Source organism: Kitasatospora sp. CB01950, assembly GCF_001905465.1.
Taxonomy (GTDB): Bacteria; Actinomycetota; Actinomycetes; order Streptomycetales; family Streptomycetaceae; genus Kitasatospora.
Genome location: NZ_LISX01000005.1, coordinates 112,877 through 134,235, shown reverse-complemented (window position 1 = coordinate 134,235; position 21,359 = coordinate 112,877). Strand labels below are relative to the sequence as shown.

Sequence of the window (21,359 nt, the reverse complement as noted above, 5' to 3'; positions counted from 1 at the left end):
TCCCGGGGAGGAACCTTGCAGTCCGTACGCGTAAAGCTGTCCCGCCGCGTCAGCGCGGCGTTGACGTCCCTCACCCTGCTGGCCGGCGGCGGCGCGCTCGTCGCCGGCTTCCAACTCGCCACTGCCCCACCGGCATTGGCGCTCGACAACGGCATCAACCTGACCCCCCAGATGGGCTTCAACAACTGGAACACCACCTGGTGCGGGTCCCAGTTCAACGAGGACCTGGTCAAGGGCATGGCCGACCTGTTCGTCAGCAAGGGCCTCAAGGCGGCCGGCTACCAGTACGTCAACCTCGACGACTGCTGGGCGCTGCCCGACCGGGACGCGTCCGGCAACCTGGTGCCCGACCCGGCCCGGTTCCCGCACGGCATCAAGGCGCTCGCGGACTACGTGCACGCCAAGGGCCTGAAATTCGGCATCTACTCGAGTGCCGGCACCCACACCTGCGACGTCCAGGGCTTCCCCGGCGGCCTCGGCCACGAGCAGCAGGACGCCAACCTGTGGGCCTCCTGGGGCGTCGACTACCTCAAGTACGACAACTGCAACAACCAGGGCGTCGACGCGCAGACCCGCTACAAGGCCATGGGCGAGGCGCTGAAGAAGACCGGCCGGCCGATCCTCTACAGCATCTGCGAGTGGGGCTCCAACGGCCCGTGGAACTGGGCGCAGCCGGTCGGCAACTCCTGGCGCACCACGGGCGACATCAGCGACACCTGGCAGAGCATGATCTCCATCGCACACGCCAACCAGGGGCTGTCGGCCTACGCCAAGGCCGGCGCCTTCAACGACCCGGACATGCTGGAGGTCGGCAACGGCGGTATGACCGGCACCGAGTACCGCACGCACTTCAGCCTCTGGGCCGAGATGGCCGCACCGCTGCTGATCGGCGCCGACCTGCGCACCGCCCAGCAGGAGACGTTCGACATCCTCACCAACGCCGACGTCATCGCGATCGACCAGGACCCGCTGGGCAAGCAGGGCTCGGTGGTCTCCAGCGACAACGGCCTGGTCGTCATGTCGAAGCCGCTGGCCGACGGCAGCCGCGCGGTCACCCTCACCAACGAGGGCTCCTACGACGCGACCATCACCACCACCGTGCAGGCCGTCGGCATCGCCGGCGCGCCCTCGTACACGGTCAAGGACCTGTGGTCGAAGAAGACCACCACCAGCACCGGGGCGATCAGCGCCACGGTCCCCGGCCACGGCACCGCGATGTTCCGGGTCACCCCGAGCACGCCCGTCCCGCCGCCCACCGGCATGAGCTACCTGAGCGACCTGCCGTTCCTCACCCAGACCAACGGCTGGGGCCCGGCCGAGCGCGACCGCAGCAACGGCGACTGGGCCGCCGGCGACGGCCGCACCCTGGCCATCCGCGGAACCACGTACGCCAAGGGCATCGGCACGAACGCCGCCTCCGACATCACCTTCAACCTCGGCGGCACCTGCAAGAACCTGGTGACCGGCGTCGGCATCGACGACGAGACGTCCGGCAACGGCTCCGCCGTCTTCCGGATATTCAAGGACGGAACCCTCGCCGCCGACAGCGGAAAGCTCACCGGCAAGGACGCGGCCAAGCAGCTCACCGTCGACCTCACCGGCGCCACCACCCTGCGCCTCGCCGTCACCGACGGCGGCGACGGCACCAGCTGGGACCACGCCGACTGGGCCGGAGCCAAGATCGCCTGCGGCAACGGACCCGCCGTCGGCACCCACCAGCTCTCCGACCTCACCTGGACCTCCGCGAGCAACGGCTGGGGCCCGGTCGAGAAGGACATGAGCAACGGCGACAGGCAGTCCGGCGACGGACGCACCATCACCATCAACGGCGCGACCTACGCGAAGGGCCTGGGCACCAACGCGTTCAGCGAGATCGTCTACTACCTCGGCGGCACCTGCACCTCACTGACCACCGATGTCGGCGTCGACGCCGAGGCCATGGGCCGCGGCACCGTCGCCTTCCAGATCTGGAAGGACGACACCAAGGCCGCCGACAGCGGCGTCCTCAACGCCGCCGCCGGCGTCAAACACCTCACCGCCGACCTCACCGGCGCCAACGAACTGCACCTCGTCGTCACCGACGGCGGCGACGGCACCAACAGCGACCACGCCGACTGGGCAGCCCCGGTCCTCACCTGCTGACCGACCCCCCCGCAGAGCTGCGGTGCCGGACACCCCGTCCGGCACCGCAGCCCCGTGGAGACGATGACCAGATCGAACTGCTTTCCCGCAGGTCGGAGGCCGTCTTACAGGTCGTAGTACAGCTCGAACTCGTGCGGGTGGGGGCGGAGGGCGATCGGGGCGAGTTCCTGGGTGCGCTTGTAGTCGATCCAGGTTTCGATCAGGTCGGTGGTGAAGACGCCGCCGGCCAGCAGGTATTCGTGGTCGGCTTCGAGGGCGTTCAGGACGGCGTCGAGGGAGGCCGGGACCTGGGGGACGGCGGCGTGCTCGTCGGGGGCGAGTTCGTAGAGGTCCTTGTCGACGGGCTCGGCGGGTTCGATCTTGTTCTTGATGCCGTCGAGGCCGGCCATCAGCATGGCGGAGAAGGCCAGGTAGGGGTTGGACGCCGGGTCGGGGGCGCGGAACTCGATGCGCTTGGCCTTGGCGTTGGAGCCGGTGATCGGGATCCGGATCGCGGCGGAGCGGTTGCGCTGCGAGTAGACCAGGTTGACGGGCGCCTCGAAGCCGGGGACGAGGCGGTGGTAGGAGTTCACCGACGGATTGGTGAAGGCGAGCAGCGACGGGGCGTGCTTGAGGATGCCGCCGATGTAGTAGCGGGCGGTGTCGGACAGGCCCGCGTAGCCCTGCTCGTCGTAGAACAGCGGGTTGCCGCCCGTCCACAGCGACTGGTGGACGTGCATGCCGGAGCCGTTGTCGCCGAAGATCGGCTTGGGCATGAAGGTGGCGGTCTTGCCGGCCCGCCAGGCGACGTTCTTGATGATGTATTTGAACAGCATCAGGTCGTCCGCGGCGTGCAGCAGCGTGTTGAACCGGTAGTTGATCTCGGCCTGCCCGGCGGTGCCGACCTCGTGGTGCTGGCGTTCCACGACGAGCCCGGCGCGGCCGAGTTCGAGGGACATCTCGGCGCGCAGGTCGGCGAAGTGGTCGACCGGCGGGACGGGGAAGTAGCCGCCCTTGTACTTGACCTTGTAGCCGCGCGCGTCGCCCTCGGCGGAGCCGGTGTTCCAGGCGCCGGCCACCGAGTCGATGTGGTAGTAGGACGCGTTGGCGCTGGTCTCGAAGCGCACCGAGTCGAAGACGTAGAACTCGGCCTCGGGCCCGAAGTACGCGGTGTCGGCGATGCCGGAGGAGGCGAGGTAGGCCTCGGCCTTGCGGGCCACGTTGCGCGGGTCGCGGCTGTAGGCCTCGCCGGTGATCGGGTCCTGGATGAAGAAGTTGATGTTGAGGTGCTTCTCGGTGCGGAACGGGTCCAGCCGGGCGGTCGCGAGGTCCGGGACGAGGGCCATGTCGGATTCGTGGATGGCCTGGAAGCCGCGGATCGAGGAGCCGTCGAACATCAGCGTCTCGGTCGGGTCGAAGGTGTCGGCCGGGACCGCGAGGTGCTGCAACACGCCCGGCAGGTCGCAGAACCGGACGTCGACGAACTTGATGTCGTTGTCCGCGATGTACCGCTTGACCTCGTCGGCGTTGGTGAACATCCGTACTCCTCCTCGACGTGCGGTCCGAGCCTCCGTCAGGGGCGACGGGAGTCCCCGCGCAGGGGGCTCACGATAGGAATCGGCCGTTGCCCGATCGTGACTCGGCTGTTTCCCACATGTTAACCAGGCCACTCGGGCGGGCCGCAAAGCGGTACGGTCCCGGGCAAATCGCCGGTGTCACAGCGGCCGCGTACCCCGACAGGTCGAGACCATTCACGGCAGTCGGCGGAATCCGTTTCACCCCGACGGGATCCCGCTCCGGCGCGTCCCGCCCGCGGGCCCGCCACCGGACCGGCGGGTAAGCCCGGTTAGGGTGGGGTCCGTGGACACCAGAGAAGCACTCGGATCGTGGATCGACGGCCCGAAGGCGGCCGCCGAGAAGATGGGCACCGACTTCGGCTACCGCGGCGAGCGCCTCGGCCTGCCGCGCACCGGCCCCGGCTCGATGGCCGGCCCCGGCCGCCGCATCGGTGCCCTGTTCGTCGACGGCTGGCTGGTCAGCCTGGTCGCGTACGGCCTGCTGGCCCGCGGCGACCAGAGCTCGGCCAACCTGTGGACGACCCCGCTGTTCTACGCCGTCACCGTGCTGTTCCTGGCCACCACCGGCACCACCGTCGGCAAGCGCCTGTTCGGCCTGCGGGTGGTCCGGCTGGACGGCCGCCGCGCCACCATCCCGCAGGTGCTGCTGCGCACCTTCCTGCTGTGCCTGGTCATCCCGGCCGCCGTCTGGGACCGCGACGCCCGCGGCCTGCACGACAAGGCCGTCGGTACCGTCGAGGTCCGCATCTGAACCGGACATCAGATCGGACGGGAAGTCTGATCGGAGTCTGATCGGACAGGAAGTCTGATCGGACCGGAAGTCCGGGAACGTCGAACGGCCCCGCTCGCGGAGAGAGAATCTCGCGAGCGGGGCCGTGGTGTCCTACGGGGGAGTGGTCGCCTAGCGCGCGCCGCCCTTGGGCATCCGGGCGCCCTTCGGCATCGGGCCCTTGGGAATCGGCGCCTTGGACAGCAGGTCGCCGAGCGCCCGCAGGCGGTCGTTGGTCTCGGTGACCTGGGCGGCGCTGATCGCCCGCGGCAGCCGCATCAGGTGGATCTGCAGCTTCTTCAGCGGGACCTCGCCCTCGCCGTTGCCGACCATGATGTCGTGCACCGGAATGTCGCCGACGACGCGGGACATCTTCTTCTTCTCGGACGCCAGCAGCGGACGCACCCGGTTCGGGTTGCCCTCGCCGATCAGCGCGATGCCGGCCCGGCCGACCGCGCGGTAGACCGCGTCCTGGCTACGGGTGACCGCGACCGGGGTCTGGTTGGCGCTCCAACCGCGACGGATGTTGCCCAGCACCGCGGCGACCGCGCCCGGCTGGCCCTCCATCTGCCCGAACGCGGCCCGCTCGGCCCGACGGCCGAACACGATCGCGACCGCCAGCACTGCCACCACGAAACCGAGAATGCCCAGGTAGACCGGGTGGTCCAGGGCGAAGCCGATGGCGAGGAACACGCCGAAGGTCAGCAGGCCGACGCCGGCGATGATCAGGCCGATTTTGGAGTCGACCTGCTTGGTCATGACATATGCCTGGCGGATCTGTGCGAGCCGCCCAGGAGTATCGGATTTTTGCCTCGCCATACTGCTCATGGTACGGGGCGAGGGTGGCGATCATCCAAGGCGGTACCGCTTCCACGCCCCGGGACTTTCCCGGACCCCGACCCGGCCCCCGTCCTGGGCACGACCCGGAGGCGTCTCGGACACGCTCCGGCCGCACTCCGGACACGCCCCGGAGTTCAGGCGCTGCGCTCCGGCACCCGTGCGGGTTGCTCGCGCTCGTCCGCCAGCCGGCGGTTCTCGCACACCGCCGCCCACGCGTTGCGGCGCGCGCCGCGGATCAGCAACAGCTGTTCGGCCCGCCGCAGGGCGGTCCTGAGTCCGGTACGCATGACCACACCAACTCCTCGACCCGGGTACCGCTCAAGCGTCCCGGACGCCCGTTACCGTACGGTGGCCCACCGGTCGATGCCACATGAAACGTCGGCGGTTAGCCCGGACAGCCCGCACGCACGGAGGGCGGGCCCGACCGGGCCCGCCCTCCGCACACAGCACCGCTACCGGTTCAGACCGCCGCCTGCGCGCGACGCTCCAGCGCCTGCCGGTACAGCCGGCCGGCCCGGTACGAGGAACGCACCAGCGGACCCGACATCACACCGGCGAAGCCCAGCTCCTCGGCCTCCTCCTGGAGCTCGACGAACTCCTGCGGCTTCACCCAGCGCTCCACCGGGTGGTGGCGCAGCGAAGGACGCAGGTACTGGGTGATGGTGATCAGCTCGCAGCCGGCGTCGACCAGGTCGGACAGCGCCTCGCTGACCTCCTCGCGGGTCTCGCCCATGCCCAGGATCAGGTTCGACTTGGTGACCAGCCCGGCCGCCCGGGCCTGGGTGATCACGTCCAGCGAACGCTCGTACCGGAACGCCGGACGGATCCGCTTGAAGATCCGCGGCACGGTCTCGACGTTGTGCGCCAGCACCTCGGGACGCGACGAGAACACCTCGGCGAGCTGCTCCGGCACCGCGTTGAAGTCCGGGATCAGCAGCTCCACACCGGTCCGGCCGGCCTCCCGGGCGGCCGTCATCGCGTGCACCTGGCGGACCGTCTCCGCGTACAGCCACGCGCCGCCGTCCGCCAGGTCGTCGCGGGCGACGCCGGTGATGGTGGCGTAGTTCAGGTCCATCGTGACGATGGACTCGGCGACCCGGCGCGGCTCGTCCCGGTCGAACTCGGCGGGCTTGCCGGTGTCGATCTGGCAGAAGTCGCAGCGGCGGGTGCACTGGTCGCCGCCGATCAGGAAGGTCGCCTCGCGGTCTTCCCAGCACTCGAAGATGTTGGGGCAGCCCGCCTCCTGGCAGACCGTGTGCAGCCCTTCCTTCTTCACCAGGGAGTGCAGGGCGTTGTACTCCGGCCCCATCTTCGCCCTGGTCTTGATCCACTCGGGCTTCCGCTCGATGGGGGTCTCGCTGTTGCGGACCTCCAGGCGGAGGAGCTTCCTGCCGTCGGGTGCGACAGCGGACACGTGCGACTCCTAAGAACTAGACGGGGTACCCCAAAGGGTACGCCGTTGCTTCGATGGCCTGCTCGGGGCCCCGGGCCTTCGTTCGGAAGGCAACACCGGGCACGGCACAGCGAATTCCGCTCCCGGCGGGAAATCGCCGCGATCAGACAGCGGCGGCCGGATCCGGCAGCTCGGCGAACACCTCGCGCAGCGTGCGCTCCACCGTCCCCACCGCGTCCGGGACCGCGAACGGACGGGCCAGTTCGCCGCTCAGCGACGCCACTCCGGCGTCCCGGATGCCGCACGGAACGATCTTGTCGAAGTACGTCATGTCCGGGTTGCAGTTCAACGCGAAACCGTGCATCGTCACGCCGCGCGCCACCCGCACGCCGATCGCCGCGAGCTTGCGGTCGTCACCGCGCTGACCGGCGTTCGACGGGGCGTACTCCGGGCCCGCCAGCCGAGGGTCGATGCCCAGCGGCAGGCCCATCCGCAGCGTCAGCTTCCCGATCTCCACCACCTGCGACGGGTCCACCACCGCACCCGGGATCTCCGCACCCAGCTTCCACACCCCGCTGCGGCCCTCGATCCGGGTGGTCTGCACGCCGAACTCGGTGCACGCCCGGATCAGCGCCTCCTCCAGCCGGCGCACGTACGCCACCACGTCGATCGGATCCGGCAGCTTCACGATCGGGTAGCCCACCAGCTGGCCCGGGCCGTGCCAGGTGATCTCCCCGCCGCGGTTCACCTCCACCACCGGCGTCCCGTCCAGCGGCAGGTCCTCCGGGTTGGTGCGCTTGCCCATCGTGTACACCGGGTCGTGCTCCAGCAGCAGCACCGTGTCCGGAATCTCGTCCGCGACCCGCAACGCGTGCAGCCGCTGCTGCTCCGCCCACGCCTCCTGGTAGGGGACGGTCCGCGACCCTATTCCCATCCGTACGAACCGCACGTTCTCGCTCACCACACCACTCCCGGTCGGCCGGCTCAGCCCAACCTCGCCACTGTACGCCCAGCGCGGTGCACGCCCCTGGTGGTGCACCTCCCGGCTTGCTCACCCCGTTGCCAACAGCAAGAGCCTGAGCGCGAGTTGAAGCTCCAGCGCCCGTTCCGGCTGGTTCCAGTCGCGTCCCAGCAGCACTTCCACCCGGTCGAGCCGCTGCACCACCGTGTTCACGTGGACGTGCAGTTGGTCCTTGGCCCGGGTCAGGCTCCCGCCGCAGTCGAAGTAGGCCCGCAGGGTGCGGACGAGTTCGGTGCCGCGCTTGGCGTCGTAGTCGAGGAGGGGGCCGAGGGTCGCGCGGACGAAGCCCTCGACGTCGTGGCCGTCGCCGAGGAGGACGCCGAGGAATCCGAGGTCGGCCGCGCACGCGCCGTCGCCGTCGCGGCCGAGGACCCGCAGGGCGCGCACGCACCGCACCCCCTCCGCGTACGCCGCGGCCAGCGGGACGGGCCCGCTGGCCGCGCGCCCGGTGCCGACGGTGACGGGGGCGCCGACCAGCCGGGCGAGGCGTTCCGCCGCCGTCGCGGCGACCGCGCCGGCGCCGGCGCCGTCGTGCGGGACGAGCAGCACCACGCCGTCGCCGAACTCCGCGCTGATGCCGCGCGAGCCGAACAGGTACCGGGCCGCGGCCCCCGCCAGCCGCTCCCGGGCGGAGTCGTCGACGGCGGAGGAGACCAGCACCAGGTGCGGGCGGCCGAGGTCCACGCCGAGGCGGCGGCCGCGCGCGGTGAGGCCGGCCGGGTCGCGGTCGGGGGCGGTGAGCAGGTCGGCGAGGAGTTCGCCGCGGACGCGGTTCTCGGTCTCGGCGACCGAGCGCCGCAGCAGGAGCAGCAGCGCGGTGACCACGCTCGCGCGTTCGAACACCCGGCGGTCGGCGTCGTCGAGTTCGGGTCTGCCGTGCAGGACGAGCGAGCCGAGCAGTTCCTGGCCGGCCAGGACGGCGCACACCCAGTCCGTGCCGTGCCGGACGGCGTGGCCGCCGCTGCGGGAGGAGGCGACGGCGTCGTCGAGGCCGTCGGGGGCGCCGCCGGGACCGGTGAGCGGGGCGCCCTCGGCGTCGTGGACGGAGGCCTCGCCGTCGAGCAGCGCCGCGACCTCGGCTGCCACGTCGGCGACCTCCGCGCCGCGCAGCACGAGGTCGGTGAGCCGGTCGTGGGCCTGTTCGGCGCGCTGGACGGAGCCCGCGTGGGCGCGGATGACGGCGTTGGCGGTGGCGAGTTCGGCGAGCGCGGCGCGGGTGTCGGCAAGCGACTTGGCGGTGTCCAGGGCGATCGCGGCGTGCGCGGCGAGGGTGCACAGCAGCGCGACCTCGTCGGGCGAGAACGCCCGCGGGGTGCGGTCGGCGGCGAACAGCACGCCGATCACGGTGCCGCCGAGCAGCAGCGGCACGCCGATGATGGCGACCAGGCCCTCGTCGAGCACGCCCGCGTCGATCTGGCCGGTGTGCCGGAAGCGCTCGTCGATCCGGTAGTCGTGGGAGGCGTACGGGCGGGCGGTCTGCGCGACCAGGCCGCCGAGGCCGTCGCCGAGGCTGAGCCGCAGGGTCTGGAAGATCGGCGAGACGGAGCCGTCGGTGACCCGCATGTAGGTGTCGCCGGCCTGCTCGTCGGGGAGCGTGAGGTACGCGGTGTCGGTGCCGAGCAGCATCCGGGCGCGGCGGACGATGGCCTGCAGGACGGCGTCGAGGTCGCGGGAGGCGGCGAGGTCGCCGGCGGTGTCGAACAGGGCGGTCAGTTCGGCCTCGCGGCGGCGGTGCTGACGCATCGTGCGGTGGACCCGCAGCGCTTGCCAGGTGGCGTCGTCGATCTCGGTCAGGACCTGGGCGGGTGCGCCCTGCCGACGGGCGTCGGCGAGGACTTCGGCGAAGTCCTCGGTGGCGGCGCCGGTCGCCAGCAGGTCGAGGAGTCTGCGCAGCGCCGGTGCGGCGGTGGTGTGGCGGTCCATTCGGTCTTCCCTGTCACTCGTGCCCCCCGTGGCCCCGTTGCCCGCGGCCCGTTCGTAAACGGGCCTGGGCCGCGCCGCCGGGCGGGTGCCCGGTGACGCGGCCCTGATTTTGTCGGAATCGGTCAGACCGTCGTAGCGGCCTTCACGGAGTCCCCCCGAGCGGGGTCCGCCTCGGTGAGGTCGGCACCGCGCGTCTCCCGGCCGCACAGCACCGCGAGGACGGTGATCACGGCGGCGATCGCCACGTACACGGCGATCGGGGTGGCGCTGCCGTAGTCCTTGAGCAGCGCGGTGGCGATCAGCGGCGCGGGGGCGCCGGCCGCGACGGAGGAGAACTGGGCGCCGATGGACGCCCCCGAGTAGCGGGTGCGGGTGGCGAACAGCTCGGAGAAGAACGCGGCCTGCGGGGCGTACATCATGCTGTGGAAGAACAGGCCGACGGTGACGGCCGTGACCAGGGAGGTGAAGTCCTTGGTGTCGACCATGCCGAAGAACACGAACGACCAGAGGCCGACGCCGACCGCGCCGACCAGGTACACCGGCTTGCGGCCGACCCGGTCGGAGAGCGCCCCGAACAGCGGGATCAGCGCGAACTGGATCGCCGAGCCGATCAGCACGGCGTTCAACGCGGTCTGCTTGGGCTGGTGGGCGTGGCCGACGGCGTACGCCAGCACAAACGTGGTCATCACGTAGTACGAGATGTTCTCCGCCATGCGGGCGCCCATCGCCACCAGCACGTCCCGCCAGTGGTCCCGCAACACCACCACCAGCGGCGGCTTCTCCTGCTCCGCCCGCTGCTCGGCGGCCGCCAGCGCCGCCTTGAACAGCGGCGACTCGTCCACCGCCAGCCGGATCCACAGACCGACCATCACCAGCACCGCCGACAGCAGGAACGGCACCCGCCAGCCCCAGGCCAGGAACGCCGCGTCCGACTGGACGGCCGTCATCAGCGACAGCACACCGGCCGCCAGCAGGTTGCCCGCCGGCGCGCCGCCCTGCGGCCAGGACGCCCAGAAGCCGCGCCGCCGACGGTCGCCGTGCTCGGAGACCAGCAGCACCGCCCCGCCCCACTCACCGCCCAGCGCGAAGCCCTGCACCAGCCGCAGCGCCGTCAACATGACCGGCGCCGCCATGCCGACCTGGTCGTACGTCGGCAGACAGCCGATCAGCGTGGTCGCCCCGCCCATCAGCAGCAACGACAGCACCAGCAGCTTCTTGCGGCCGATCCGGTCGCCGAAGTGCCCGAACACCAGCGCGCCCAGCGGCCGGGCGGCGAACCCGATCGCGTACGTCAGGAACGACAGCAGCGTGCCGGTCAGCGGATCCGACTTCGGGAAGAACACGTGCCCGAAGACCAGCGCCGCCGCCGATCCGTACAAGAAGTAGTCGTACCACTCGATCGTGGTGCCGATCAGCGAGGCGGCGACCACGCGCGGCAGGGAGGCGGGTCTCGCAACATCGGGAGGAGCAGCCATCGGGAACTCCCTTGCGGAGATGGGGGGTGAGGGAAGATCACGGGACCTTACAGGCCCGCTGCGGCCGGGTCAGTGCGCGGTCCAGCCGCCGTCCACCGGCAGGCTCGCGCCGGTGATGTAGGAGGCGCTCGGCGAGCACAGCCAGACCGCCAGCTGCGCCACCTCGTCCGGTTCGATCAGTCGCTTCACGGCGGTGCGGTCGAGCATGATCTGCTCCACCACCTCGTCCTCGTGGATGCCGTGCGCCAGCGCCTGCGCGGCGATCTGCTTCTCCACCAGCGCGGTGCGCACGTACGCCGGGTTGATGCAGTTGCTGGTCACGCCGTACGGGGCGCCCTCCAGCGCGACGGTCTTGCTGAGGCCCTCCAGCGCGTGCTTGGCCGTCACGTACGCCGACTTGAAGGCGCTGGCGCGCAGGCCGTGCACCGAGGAGATGTTGACCACCCGGCCCCACCCGCGCTCGTACATGTGCGGCAGGGTGCGGCGCAGGATCCGGAACGGGGCCTCCACCATGACCCGCTGGATCAGCGTGAACCGCTCCATCGGGAACTCGTGCACCGGCGCGACGTGCTGCAGGCCCGCGTTGTTGACCACGATGTCCGCGTCGGTGGGCAGCGCCTCCACCGCGTCCGGGTCGGACAGATCGGCCACGTGCGCGACCCCGCCGATCCGCTCCGCCAGCTCCTCGGCGGGTCCGGCGGCCAGGTCGACGACGTACACGCGCGCGCCGGCCGCGGCGAACGCCTCCGCGCAGGCCCGGCCGATGCCGGAGGCGGCGCCGGTCACCAGCGCGGTACGGCCGAGCATCGAGGGCTGGGGGAGCGGGTCAGAAGTGGTGTCCATGGCCGAGAACGGTAGGAATCCGGGGCCCCCGCAACGATGTGGGCGGACACCACAGCATCCCCGCCCTTCATGGTGTCGTCCGCCATGCACCCCGAAGGGTGGGAACGGCCCTCGAACCCAAACCCGCGACGCCCGGGCTTCCCCACAACGGGCGGGCCTGGTTCACCCGTTCGGAGGACCGATGGGCGGAATCCACCCATAGCGCCCCAATGCTCGCTACATTCGCGCCGATTCCCGATCAGGGGGCGCTGTCCCGGGCAGGAGGGGCCGGAACGGTGCCTGAGAGGTGTGGACTGCTATGCCCCAACGGCCTGTAATCGACAGCCCGGCGTACCGATCGCTCGACCCGCTCGACCCGCGCCAAACCGGAGCGGTCGAGACCCCTCCGCGCGCCTCCGAGCCGGCCGACACGCCGTCCGCCGGGCGTGCCCAGAACCCCCAACTCGCGGCACTCATCGAGGAATCCGGCTTCTCGCACGCCGGCCTCGCCCGCCGCGTCGACCAACTCGGCCTGGAACACGGCCTCGACCTGCGGTACGACAAGACCTCCGTGACGCGCTGGCTGCGCGGCCAACAGCCGCGCGGCGCCACCCCGGCACTGATCGCCGAGGTCTTCACCCGCCGCCTCGGCCGCCGTCTCACCGCCCAGGACGTCGGCCTGGACGCCTGCGCCCCCGTCTACGCCGGGCTGGAGTTCGCCGAGACCCCGCAGGAGGCCGTCGACATCGTCGCCTCCATGTGGCGCAAGGACAACGGCCCCTACGCCGAACTCCGCAAGATCGCCTTCACTCCCGCCGGACTGGTCGTCCCCAGCCGCGACTGGCTGATCGGCCGCACCGACGAACGCGTCGCCCGCGACGGCACCACCCTCACCGCCGAGGAACTCCGCACACCCCCGCCCGGGGCCGCCGCCCGCGTCCCCCCGCAGGGCTCCCGCCGCCCCGGCGCCCTCGAACCCACCGCCGACCCCCGAGAGACCCGGCCCCCGGTCCGGGTCGGCCGCGGCGACATCGCCGCCATCCGCGCCGTCGGAGACCTCTTCCGGGCCCTCGACCACGCCTACGGCGGCGGTCACGCCCGGCAGGCGCTGGTCCGCTACCTGGAGAGCGAGGCCGAACCGATGCTCCGCGGCCGCTACGGCGAACAGATCGGCCGCGCCCTGTTCGGCGCCGTCGCCGACCTGACCAGGCTGGCCGGCTGGACGTCCTTCGACATCGCCGCGCACGGCCTCGCCCAGCGCTACTTCGTCCAGTCCCTGCGGCTCTCCCAGGCGGCCGGAGACCGCATCCTCGGCGGCTTCGTCCTCACCACCATGAGCCAGCAGGCCGTCCACCTCGGCCACGCCCGCGAGGCCATCCAACTCGCCCGGGTCGCCCAGCAGGGCGTCGGCACCGCCGCCGCGCCCGTCGTCCAGGCCCTGATGCACGCCGCTGAGGCCCGCGGCCACGCCCTGGCCGGCGACGTCCGCGCCTGCACCACCGCCCTGGTCCGCTGCGAACGGGCCCTCGCCACCGCCCGCAGCGGCGACGAAGTCCCGTCCTGGGCACGCTACTTCGACGACGCCCAACTCGCCGACGAGTTCGCCCACTGCTACCGCGACCTCCAGCAGTGGCGGCCCGCCGCCCAGCACGCCGAGAAGTCGCTGCGCCTGCGCGCCCCCGCGTACGCCCGCAGCCGCATCCTCTGCCGCCTCGTCCTCGCCTCCGCCCGCCTCGGCATGGGAGACGTCGACGAGTCCTGCTCGATGGCCACCGACAGCCTCCGCGCCGCCGGCGAAATGCGCTCCGCCCGCACCGTCGAATACCTCCGCGACTTCCACCGCCGCCTGGCGCCCTACCGCACCACGCCGGCGGCCCGCGCCTTCGAGGAGGCCACCCGGCAGGCGGGGGTGATCTGAGGGGCCCAGGTCCAGCTCCCTCGGGAGCCCGGGGAACGGCAGGCTCGACGTCGCCGTTCCCCGAGCCCCTGCGTGCCTAGGCCTATGCCGCTGCCTCGACGGCCTCCGGTTCCGCCCGTACCCCCAGGTCGCGCAGGACCGCGCCCGCGGCCCGCCGGCCGGAGGCCAGCGCGCCCTGGAAGAGGCCGGTGTCACGGTGGTCGCCGCAGACGTAGAGGCCGGCCAGGAGGCGGACGGAGCGGTGGAACTGGTGGGGCGGGGGCATCGACACGACCGCGTCGGGGGCGTGGCGGACGGTCAGGAACTCCCAACCGGCGGTGGAGGTCCCGTAGAGCTCGGACAGCCGCCGTCGGACCACGGGCTCGTCGCCGGCCGGGCCGCCGGAGTCGAAGGCGCGGCGGCCGAGGACGGTGGTGGCGACCAGGGCGCGGCCGTCGGCGGCGTAGGACGGGTCGGCGTCGCTGAGGACCAGGGTGTGCGAGATGCCGGTGCGTTCGGCGTCCAGCAACAGCACGGGTTCGCCCAGCGGCGAGCGGTTGGCGGCGTGGTAGTAGGTGGTGACGGGGTGGAACCCGGGCTGGTGGAGGCCGGGGAGCAGGGTGGCGGCGGTGGCCGCGTCGGTGGCGACGATCACCGCGCGGGCCCGGATCAGGCCGTGCTCGGCGGTCTCCACGCCGTCCGCGCCGACGGAGGCGACGGTCACGCCGAGGCGCACGGTGCCCTCCGGGAGCCTCGCGGCGAGCTGCGCGGGGACGGCCCCGATCCCGGCGGCGGGGATGCAGAGGCGGCCGCGGGCGTAGTCCCGCAGGACGAGGTCGGCGACCCGGCTGGAGGTGCCGAGGGCCGGGTCGGCGAGCAGCGCGGCGAGCAGCGGCCGCAGGAAGCCGTCGACGGTGCGGCCGGGCAGGCCGCGGTCGGCCAGCGCCCGGGCGGCGGTGGTCTCGTGACGGGCCAGCAGCCGGGTGGTGGGGGTGGCGGCGAGCCGGGACAGCGTGGCGGCGAGCCGGGCCCGGTCCAGCGGGGTGCCGAGCGGGCTGCGGGTGGCGGCCTGCCGGGCGGGGGTGAGCTGCGGGTCGCCGGCCCGGTAGGTGCGGCCGCTGCTGTGCACCAGGACGCCGGGGGCGAGCGGACGAAGGTCCAGCCGGTCCAGGTCGAGGTGGCGGGGGAGTTCGGGGCCGGCGGTGTTCAGCAGGTGGCCGCCGAGGTCGAGGCGGAAGCCGTCGAGTTCCCGGGTGGCGGTGCGGCCGCCGACGCGCTCGGTGGCTTCCAGGACCTGGACGTGCAGGCCCTGGGCGGTGAGCGCGGCGGCGGCGGTCAGCCCGGCGACGCCGGCGCCGACGACGATCGCGTCGGGGTCGGTGGCGTGGACGCGGCTGATGAAGTCATGTGCGGGCACGAGTGGGTGCTCCCTCCCTGGCGGAGCCCTCCGCTGCCGCCGCGCACAGCAGTGCCCGCGAACGAGCGGGGGTGCCGGGGCGGGCAGCGGGGGGCGAGGACAACATGGTCCGTCGTTGTGATGCCCCGTCACCCGGCTACCCAGACCGCCGTCCGCCACTCAATCGGTTCATACCAATGGCGGGGCGACACGGCGGGTCGGCTCCGTCACCGACCGTGCGCCAAACGGGGCGCGGGGGGCGGGGACGGGCGCGCACCGTCACCGTCCACGCCCCACGCGCCGTCCCCATGCACCCGTGCGCCCCCTGACGAACCGTCAGTACCGGGACCGTCCGAGCGCGGCCGCAACGATCGACGCCAGGTCCGGGTCACGGAACTCGAACCCCGCCCCCACCAGGGCTTTCGGTACCACCCGGTGACTGCCGACAATCTCGACCGCCATCTCCCCGAGCACCGCGCGCAGCGCCCACTCCGGCACCGCGAACACCGCAGGACGCCCGAGTTGCCGGGACAACTCGGCGGTCAGCTCGGCATTGGTGACGGGCTCGGGCCCGGCCAGGTTGACGGGGCCGCAGATCTCCGGACGGTCGATCAGGAAACGCAGCGCGGCCACCTCGTCGGCCAGCGAGATCACGCTCCAGTACTGCTTGCCGCTGCCGAGCCGGCCGCCCAGGCCGAGCCTGAACAGCGGCAGCAGCCGGGCCCCCGCGCCGCCCTTCGGGTCGAGCACCAGCCCGGTGCGCGGGTGCACCACCCGGATCCCGGCGTCCGCCGCGGGCTGCGCGGCCTGCTCCCACTCCTGGCACACCGTGGACAGGAAGTCGCTGCCGCTGGGCGCCTGTTCGTCGATCAGCTGGTCGCCGGTCTGCCCGTACCAGCCGACCGCGGACGCGCTGACCAGCACCTTCGGCGGGGTCTTCAGCCGGCTCAGCGCGGCGGCCAGCGTCTCGGTGCCGAGCACCCGGCTGTCCCGGATCTCCCGCCGGTAGGCGTCCGACCAGCGGCGGTCCCCGACGCCCGCGCCGGCCAGGTGGACGACCGCGTCCACGCCCTCCAGCGCGGCGCCGTCGATCTGCATCAGGAGCGGGTTCCAGCCGACCCCGACCGTCCCGTCCGGCTGCGGGCCGGTGCGCGAACGCCGCCGCACCAGCCGCAGCACCTCGTGCCCGTCCCCGACCAGCGAGTCCACCAGCGCGGACCCGATCAACCCCGTGGAACCTGTCACCGCGATACGCATACCGGCCATCCTCCCAGCCCTTACCGGGCCGCCCGGGCAGCCGGGCCGCCCGCCCGCCCGCGCGGCGACAATTCCCGGCAAGATCCACGGCGGAGCGCCTAGCATGGCCGCCATGCCATCGACCGATCCGATCATCCGACCTGCAGTTGAGCAGGACGAACAGACGATCCGCGCCCTGGACCACGCCGTCTGGTCCCCGCTCAGCGAGGTCGCCCCGAAGGGCCCGGCCGACGCGCCGGTCTTCGACCAGCAGCACCGCCCCGAGCAGTACCTGCTCGCCGAACTCGACGGCGAACCGGTCGGCTACATCCGGCAGTTGCGGGAGATCCCGCTGGAGTCCAACGCCCACGTCCGGCAGATCCAGGGCCTCGCGGTGCTCCCGAAGGTCCGCGGCCGCGGCGTCGGCGACGCCCTGATCACCGCCGTCTGCGCCGCCGCCCGCGCCGAGGGCGCCCGCCGGATCACCCTGCGGGTGCTCGGCCACAACGCGCCCGCCCGCCGCCTGTACGAGCGCAACGGCTTCCAGGTGCTCGGCGTCCTGCCCGAGCACTTCCTGCTGGAGGGCAGCTACGTGGACGACGTCTGGATGGGCCGCGCGCTGGACTGAACGGCCCCCTGAGGGCCCGTACCCGGACGGCCGCCACCCGGACGGCACCCCATGGGCCGTCAGTCCCCGTACAGCTCCCACAGCTGCGGGTAGCGGCGAGCCATCAGCGCCTTGTCCCCGAAGTCGAACGAGGCGCCCTGCGGCGCGCGCGGCTGCCGCACCCCCAGGTCCGGCAGCGGCAGCCCGGTCAGCCGCTCGTACGCCTCGTCGGCGGCGTACCCGAGCTCCTCCGCGTCGCCGTCCTCCTCGTCGTCGAAGTCGGGCAGCAGCTCCGCGAGCAGGTCCGGATCGTGCACCCCGTCCTCGAACACCTCCCGGCCCTGGGCGATCAGCCAGCAGCGGAAGTAGTCGAAGCTGTCCTCGGAGGCCCCGCCGAGCAGCAGGTACGCGGCGCCCCACAGCTCCACCGTGTAAGCCCGCTGGAACCGCGCCTCGAACTGCCGGGCGAAGTCCAGCACATCGTCCGGGGCCAGCCCCATCAGACGCTCCACCAGGGCCTGCGCCTGCTCGTCCGGATCACCCCCGGCCGCGTCCCGGGAGTCGTCGATCAGCTGCCAGAATGCCGTCTCGTCCATCACCGCTCCAGCATCCACAATCCGCACCGCGACCGCACCCGATCGCACCGCTGACGGCACAGCCCGACAAGTGTCCGTACACGCGGAAGCCCCGCACCGTCCGGGGACGGCGCGGGGCTTCCGACGGGGATGCCTTACAGGCCGAGCTCGACCTCGAACTCGCCGGCCTCCAGGATCTCCTTGACCGCGACCAGGTAGCGGGCGGCGTCCGCGCCGTCCACCAGACGGTGGTCGTAGGAGAGCGACAGGTAGGTCATGTCGCGGATGCCGATGGCGGTGCCGCCGTCGGCCTCGATCACCACGGGGCGCTTCACGGTCGCGCCGATGCCCAGGATGGCGGCCTGGTTCGGCGGAACGATGACGGTGTCGAACAGCGCACCGCGCGAACCGGTGTTGGAGATGGTGAAGGTCGCACCGGACAGCTCGTCCGGGGTGATCTTGCTGTCGCGGACCTTCGAGGCCAGCTCCGCGGTCTTCTTCGAGATGCCGGCGATGTTCAGGTCGCCCGCACCCTTGATGACCGGGGTCATCAGACCCTTCGCGGAGTCCACCGCGATACCGATGTTCTCGGTGTCGAAGTAGGTGATGGTGCCCTCGGCGTCGTTGATCCGGGCGTTGACGACCGCGTGGGCCTTCAGCGCCTGGGCGGCGGCCTTCACGAAGAACGGCATCGGGGACAGCTTCACGCCCTCACGGGCCAGGAAGGAGTCCTTCGCCTTCGCGCGCAGCGACATGATCCGGGTGACGTCCACCTCGACCACGCTGGTCAGCTGCGCCTGCTCGTGCAGGGCCTTCATCATGTTGTCGCCGATGACCTTGCGCATGCGGGTCATCTTGACGGTCTGGCCACGCAGCGCGGACGGCGCGGCGGCGGCCTTCGCCGGGGCAGCGGCGGCGGGCGCGGCGACCGGAGCCGGCGCGGCCTTCGCGGCCTCGGCGGCGGCGATCACGTCCTGCTTGCGGATGCGGCCGCCGACGCCGGTACCGGCGACGGAGGACAGCGCGACACCGTGCTCGGCGGCGAGCTTGCGCACCAGCGGGGTGACGTAGGCGTCACCGGCGTCCGCGGCCGGGGCGGCAGCGGCCGGGGCGGCGGCAACCGGAGCCGGGGCGGCGACCGGAGCAGCCGGGGCGACCGGAGCCGGAGCGGCCACCGGGGCGGCGGGCGCGACCGGCGCGGGGGCCGGAGCAGCGACCGGAGCCGGAGCGGCAGCCACCGGAGCCGGGGCCGGAGCGGCCGGGGCAGCCGGAGCGGCGACCGGGGCCGGGGCGACGGCGATCGCACCCGCGGCGCCGATCAGCGCCAGCTGGGCGCCGACCTCGGCGGTCTCGTCCTCGCCGACCAGGATCTTCACCAGGGTGCCCGCCACGGGGGAGGGGATCTCGGTGTCGACCTTGTCGGTGGAGACCTCGAGCAGCGGCTCGTCGACCTCGACGGTGTCGCCCTCGGCCTTCAGCCAGCGGGTGACGGTGCCCTCGGTGACCGACTCGCCCAGCGCGGGCAGCACCACCGGGGTGGCGTCGCCGGCCGGAGCGGCGGCGGCCGGGGCCTCGGCGACCGGAGCGGCGGCCGCGGGGGCCTCCGCAACCGGAGCGGCCGGAGCGACCGGCGCAGCCGGAGCCTCGGCGACCGGGGCCGGAGCGGCCTCGGCGGCGGGCGCCGGGGCGGCGGCGGGGGCGCCCGAGCCGTCGTCGATGATCGCCAGCTCGGCGCCCACCTCGACGGTCTCGTCCTCGCCGACCTTGATCGAGGCCAGGATGCCGGAGGCCGGCGCCGGGATCTCGGTGTCGACCTTGTCGGTGGAGACCTCGAGCAGGGGCTCGTCCATCTCCACGCGCTCACCCTCGGCCTTCAGCCAGCGGGTGACGGTGCCTTCGGTCACGCTCTCGCCCAGCGCGGGCAGTGTTACTGAGACCGCCATGGTTCCAGCGACTCCTATCAAGTCTTGCGTTCAGGAATGAAGGGGGACGGGGGCGCGATCAGTCGTGCGCGTGCAGCGGCTTGCCGGCCAGCGCGAGGTGGGCCTCGCCGAGGGCCTCGGACTGGCTCGGGTGCGCGTGGATCAGCTGCGCGACCTCGGCGGGCAGGGCCTCCCAGTTGTAGATCAGCTGGGCCTCGCCGACCTGCTCGCCCATGCGGGCGCCGACCATGTGGACACCCACGACGGCGCCGTCCTTGACCTGGACCAGCTTGATCTCGCCGGCGGTCTTGAGGATCTTGCTCTTGCCGTTGCCGGCGAGGTTGTACTTCAGGGTGACGACCTTCTCCTTGCCGTACTGCTCGACGGCCTTGGCCTCGGTCAGGCCGACGGAGGCGACCTCCGGGTTGGAGTACGTCACCCGCGGGATGCCGTCGTAGTCGATCGGGACGACCTTGAGGCCGGCGATCCGCTCGGCGACGAGGATGCCCTCGGCGAAGCCGACGTGGGCCAGCTGGAGCGTCGGGACCAGGTCGCCGACGGCGGAGATGGTCGGCACGTTGGTGCGCAGGTACTCGTCGACCAGGACGTAGCCGCGGTCCATCGCGACGCCCTGCTCCTCGTAGCCCAGGCCGGTCGAGACCGGGCCGCGGCCGATGGCGACGAGCAGCACGTCGGCCTCGATGGTCTTGCCGTTCTCGGTGGAGACCCGGACGCCCTCGGCGGTGTACTCCACACCGGAGAAGCGGGACTTCAGCTCGAACTTGATGCCGCGCTTGCGGAACGCGCGCTCCAGCAGCTTGGAGGAGTTCTCGTCCTCCAGCGGCACCAGGTGCGGCAGGCCCTCGACGATGGTGACGTCGACGCCGAAGGACTTCCAGACCGAGGCGAACTCGCAGCCGATGACGCCGCCGCCGAGGATGATCGCCGACTTCGGGATGTAGTCGAGCTTCAGCGCGTGGTCGGAGGAGATGATCCGGTTGCCGTCGATGTCCAGGCCCGGGATCGAGCGCGGCACGGAGCCGGTGGCGAGGACGATGTGGCGGCCCTCGATGCGCTGGCCGTTGACGTCCACCGAGGTCTGCGAGGACAGTCGGCCCTCGCCCTGGATGAAGGTGACCTTGCGGGAGGCGACCAGGCCCTGCAGGCCCTTGTACAGGCCGGCGACGACGTCGTCCTTGTACTTGTGGACGCCCTTGATGTCGATGCCCTGGAAGGTGGCGAGGACACCGAAGTCGGCGGCTTCGCGGGTCTCGTCGGCGACCTCGGCGGCGTGCAGCAGCGCCTTGGTCGGGATGCAGCCGCGGTGCAGGCAGGTGCCGCCCAACTCACCCTTCTCGATCAGCGCGACGCTCAGGCCCAGCTGAGCGCCACGGAGGGCCGCGGCGTAGCCGCCGCTTCCGCCTCCGAGAATGACTACGTCGAAAACGGTGCTGGCGTCGTTCGCCACGTCACGTCCTCCATGCAAAAGGTGCGGATCGCCGGGCCGGTCGCGGTCCGGTGGGTGAGTGCCCTTGTAAGGGCGCCCAGTCATGCCGGAAATACATCTTTGCACTTGTTGGCGGCGGGTGGCGTCGGAGGGTGCCCCGGCAGGGCCCGGAGGCGGGCCGCGGAGCGGTGGGGTGACCCGGCCCCGGAGGTATCGTCCCAGCTCACGGCCGGGAAATCGGCATTCGGAGGTACTCCGTTCGGGGGGCTTCGCCGTAGCAGTTCCGTACTGCGGAATCAATTTTCGCCGGAGGCGAACAACCGGGTGGATTGGCGCCG

General features: G+C 72.1%; 17 protein-coding genes. 4 read left to right on the top strand and 13 right to left on the bottom strand.

Translation table 11 applies throughout. The features are described 5' to 3' along the window. The first annotated feature begins 171 nt into the window (after positions 1-171). On the top strand, positions 172-2,142 hold the full coding sequence (locus tag AMK19_RS15145) for an NPCBM/NEW2 domain-containing protein (protein ID WP_241844435.1): 1,971 nt from the start codon (positions 172-174) through the stop codon (positions 2,140-2,142). Between the two features lie 104 nt (positions 2,143-2,246). Here AMK19_RS15145 and glnA read toward each other — a convergent pair whose 3' ends face one another. Continuing rightward, positions 2,247-3,659: a type I glutamate--ammonia ligase gene (gene glnA, locus AMK19_RS15140; RefSeq protein ID WP_073811934.1), complete on the bottom strand. Its 1,413-nt coding sequence runs from the start codon at positions 3,657-3,659 to the stop codon at positions 2,247-2,249. Between the two features lie 322 nt (positions 3,660-3,981). Here glnA and AMK19_RS15135 point away from each other — a divergent pair, with 322 nt between their 5' ends. Beyond that, positions 3,982-4,449 carry an RDD family protein gene (locus tag AMK19_RS15135; protein WP_073811932.1) on the top strand — a complete coding sequence of 156 codons (468 nt, stop codon included), beginning with the start codon at positions 3,982-3,984 and terminating at the stop codon, positions 4,447-4,449. A gap of 150 nt (positions 4,450-4,599) precedes the next feature. Here the strand turns inward: AMK19_RS15135 and AMK19_RS15130 are convergent, their stop codons facing one another. From AMK19_RS15130 to AMK19_RS15105, 7 genes are all read right to left on the bottom strand, one after another. Next, positions 4,600-5,286, bottom strand: a complete 687-nt coding sequence (locus tag AMK19_RS15130) for a DUF4191 domain-containing protein (protein ID WP_073811931.1) — start codon at positions 5,284-5,286, stop codon at positions 4,600-4,602. A 155-nt stretch (positions 5,287-5,441) separates the two neighbouring features. Further along, positions 5,442-5,594, bottom strand: a complete 153-nt coding sequence (locus AMK19_RS36515) for a hypothetical protein (protein ID WP_198953330.1) — start codon at positions 5,592-5,594, stop codon at positions 5,442-5,444. A gap of 173 nt (positions 5,595-5,767) precedes the next feature. After that, positions 5,768-6,721: a lipoyl synthase gene (lipA, locus tag AMK19_RS15125; protein ID WP_073811930.1), complete on the bottom strand. Its 954-nt coding sequence runs from the start codon at positions 6,719-6,721 to the stop codon at positions 5,768-5,770. Positions 6,722-6,863: 142 nt separating this feature from the next. After that, positions 6,864-7,664, bottom strand: a complete 801-nt coding sequence (gene lipB / locus AMK19_RS15120) for a lipoyl(octanoyl) transferase LipB (protein ID WP_274536976.1) — start codon at positions 7,662-7,664, stop codon at positions 6,864-6,866. A gap of 87 nt (positions 7,665-7,751) precedes the next feature. Then, complete coding sequence (locus AMK19_RS15115; protein WP_073811929.1) at positions 7,752-9,644, bottom strand: helix-turn-helix domain-containing protein; 1,893 nt, start codon at positions 9,642-9,644, stop codon at positions 7,752-7,754. Positions 9,645-9,766: 122 nt separating this feature from the next. Continuing rightward, positions 9,767-11,119, bottom strand: a complete 1,353-nt coding sequence (locus AMK19_RS15110; RefSeq protein WP_073811927.1) for an MFS transporter — start codon at positions 11,117-11,119, stop codon at positions 9,767-9,769. Positions 11,120-11,188: 69 nt separating this feature from the next. Next, entirely contained in the window at positions 11,189-11,962 is a 774-nt protein-coding gene (locus AMK19_RS15105) for a 3-hydroxybutyrate dehydrogenase (protein WP_073811926.1), read from the bottom strand. Between the two features lie 298 nt (positions 11,963-12,260). On the opposite strand from AMK19_RS15105, the gene AMK19_RS15100 reads away from it, so the two are divergent. Next, entirely contained in the window at positions 12,261-13,859 is a 1,599-nt protein-coding gene (locus AMK19_RS15100; RefSeq protein WP_241844421.1) for a regulator, read from the top strand. Positions 13,860-13,941: 82 nt separating this feature from the next. Here the strand turns inward: AMK19_RS15100 and AMK19_RS15095 are convergent, their stop codons facing one another. Then, the gene (locus AMK19_RS15095) at positions 13,942-15,255 is read right to left on the bottom strand and encodes an FAD-dependent oxidoreductase (RefSeq protein WP_073811924.1); all 1,314 of its coding nucleotides are present in this window, start codon (positions 15,253-15,255) and stop codon (positions 13,942-13,944) included. A gap of 315 nt (positions 15,256-15,570) precedes the next feature. Next, complete coding sequence (locus AMK19_RS15090) at positions 15,571-16,500, bottom strand: TIGR01777 family oxidoreductase (protein WP_073811922.1); 930 nt, start codon at positions 16,498-16,500, stop codon at positions 15,571-15,573. A gap of 94 nt (positions 16,501-16,594) precedes the next feature. On the opposite strand from AMK19_RS15090, the gene AMK19_RS15085 reads away from it, so the two are divergent. After that, positions 16,595-17,098 (top strand): GNAT family N-acetyltransferase, encoded by a 504-nt coding sequence (locus AMK19_RS15085; protein ID WP_073811920.1) that lies wholly within the window; start codon positions 16,595-16,597, stop codon positions 17,096-17,098. A 59-nt stretch (positions 17,099-17,157) separates the two neighbouring features. Here AMK19_RS15085 and AMK19_RS15080 read toward each other — a convergent pair whose 3' ends face one another. The 3 genes from AMK19_RS15080 to lpdA all read right to left on the bottom strand — a co-directional run bounded on the left by AMK19_RS15080 (position 17,158) and on the right by lpdA (position 21,060). Continuing rightward, positions 17,158-17,673 (bottom strand): DUF4240 domain-containing protein, encoded by a 516-nt coding sequence (locus tag AMK19_RS15080; RefSeq protein ID WP_073811918.1) that lies wholly within the window; start codon positions 17,671-17,673, stop codon positions 17,158-17,160. Between the two features lie 134 nt (positions 17,674-17,807). Continuing rightward, positions 17,808-19,595 carry a 2-oxoglutarate dehydrogenase, E2 component, dihydrolipoamide succinyltransferase gene (gene sucB / locus AMK19_RS15075; protein ID WP_073811916.1) on the bottom strand — a complete coding sequence of 596 codons (1,788 nt, stop codon included), beginning with the start codon at positions 19,593-19,595 and terminating at the stop codon, positions 17,808-17,810. Between the two features lie 58 nt (positions 19,596-19,653). Continuing rightward, complete coding sequence (gene lpdA, locus AMK19_RS15070; RefSeq protein WP_143200224.1) at positions 19,654-21,060, bottom strand: dihydrolipoyl dehydrogenase; 1,407 nt, start codon at positions 21,058-21,060, stop codon at positions 19,654-19,656. Between the last annotated feature and the right edge of the window lie 299 nt (positions 21,061-21,359).

What these genes read in the sequence shown, in the direction of transcription:
- AMK19_RS15145 (WP_241844435.1), top strand. Translation starts at nt 172, where the DNA reads ATGGGCTTCAACAACTGGAACACCACCTGGTGCGGGTCCCAGTTCAAC.
- glnA (WP_073811934.1), bottom strand. Translation starts at nt 3,659, where the DNA reads ATGTTCACCAACGCCGACGAGGTCAAGCGGTACATCGCGGACAACGAC.
- AMK19_RS15130 (WP_073811931.1), bottom strand. Translation starts at nt 5,286, where the DNA reads ATGGCGAGGCAAAAATCCGATACTCCTGGGCGGCTCGCACAGATCCGC.
- AMK19_RS36515 (WP_198953330.1), bottom strand. Translation starts at nt 5,594, where the DNA reads ATGCGTACCGGACTCAGGACCGCCCTGCGGCGGGCCGAACAGCTGTTG.
- AMK19_RS15115 (WP_073811929.1), bottom strand. Translation starts at nt 9,644, where the DNA reads ATGGACCGCCACACCACCGCCGCACCGGCGCTGCGCAGACTCCTCGAC.
- AMK19_RS15110 (WP_073811927.1), bottom strand. Translation starts at nt 11,119, where the DNA reads ATGGCTGCTCCTCCCGATGTTGCGAGACCCGCCTCCCTGCCGCGCGTG.
- AMK19_RS15105 (WP_073811926.1), bottom strand. Translation starts at nt 11,962, where the DNA reads ATGGACACCACTTCTGACCCGCTCCCCCAGCCCTCGATGCTCGGCCGT.
- AMK19_RS15100 (WP_241844421.1), top strand. Translation starts at nt 12,261, where the DNA reads ATGCCCCAACGGCCTGTAATCGACAGCCCGGCGTACCGATCGCTCGAC.
- AMK19_RS15090 (WP_073811922.1), bottom strand. Translation starts at nt 16,500, where the DNA reads ATGGCCGGTATGCGTATCGCGGTGACAGGTTCCACGGGGTTGATCGGG.
- AMK19_RS15085 (WP_073811920.1), top strand. Translation starts at nt 16,595, where the DNA reads ATGGCCGCCATGCCATCGACCGATCCGATCATCCGACCTGCAGTTGAG.
- AMK19_RS15080 (WP_073811918.1), bottom strand. Translation starts at nt 17,673, where the DNA reads ATGGACGAGACGGCATTCTGGCAGCTGATCGACGACTCCCGGGACGCG.
- sucB (WP_073811916.1), bottom strand. Translation starts at nt 19,595, where the DNA reads ATGGCGGTCTCAGTAACACTGCCCGCGCTGGGCGAGAGCGTGACCGAA.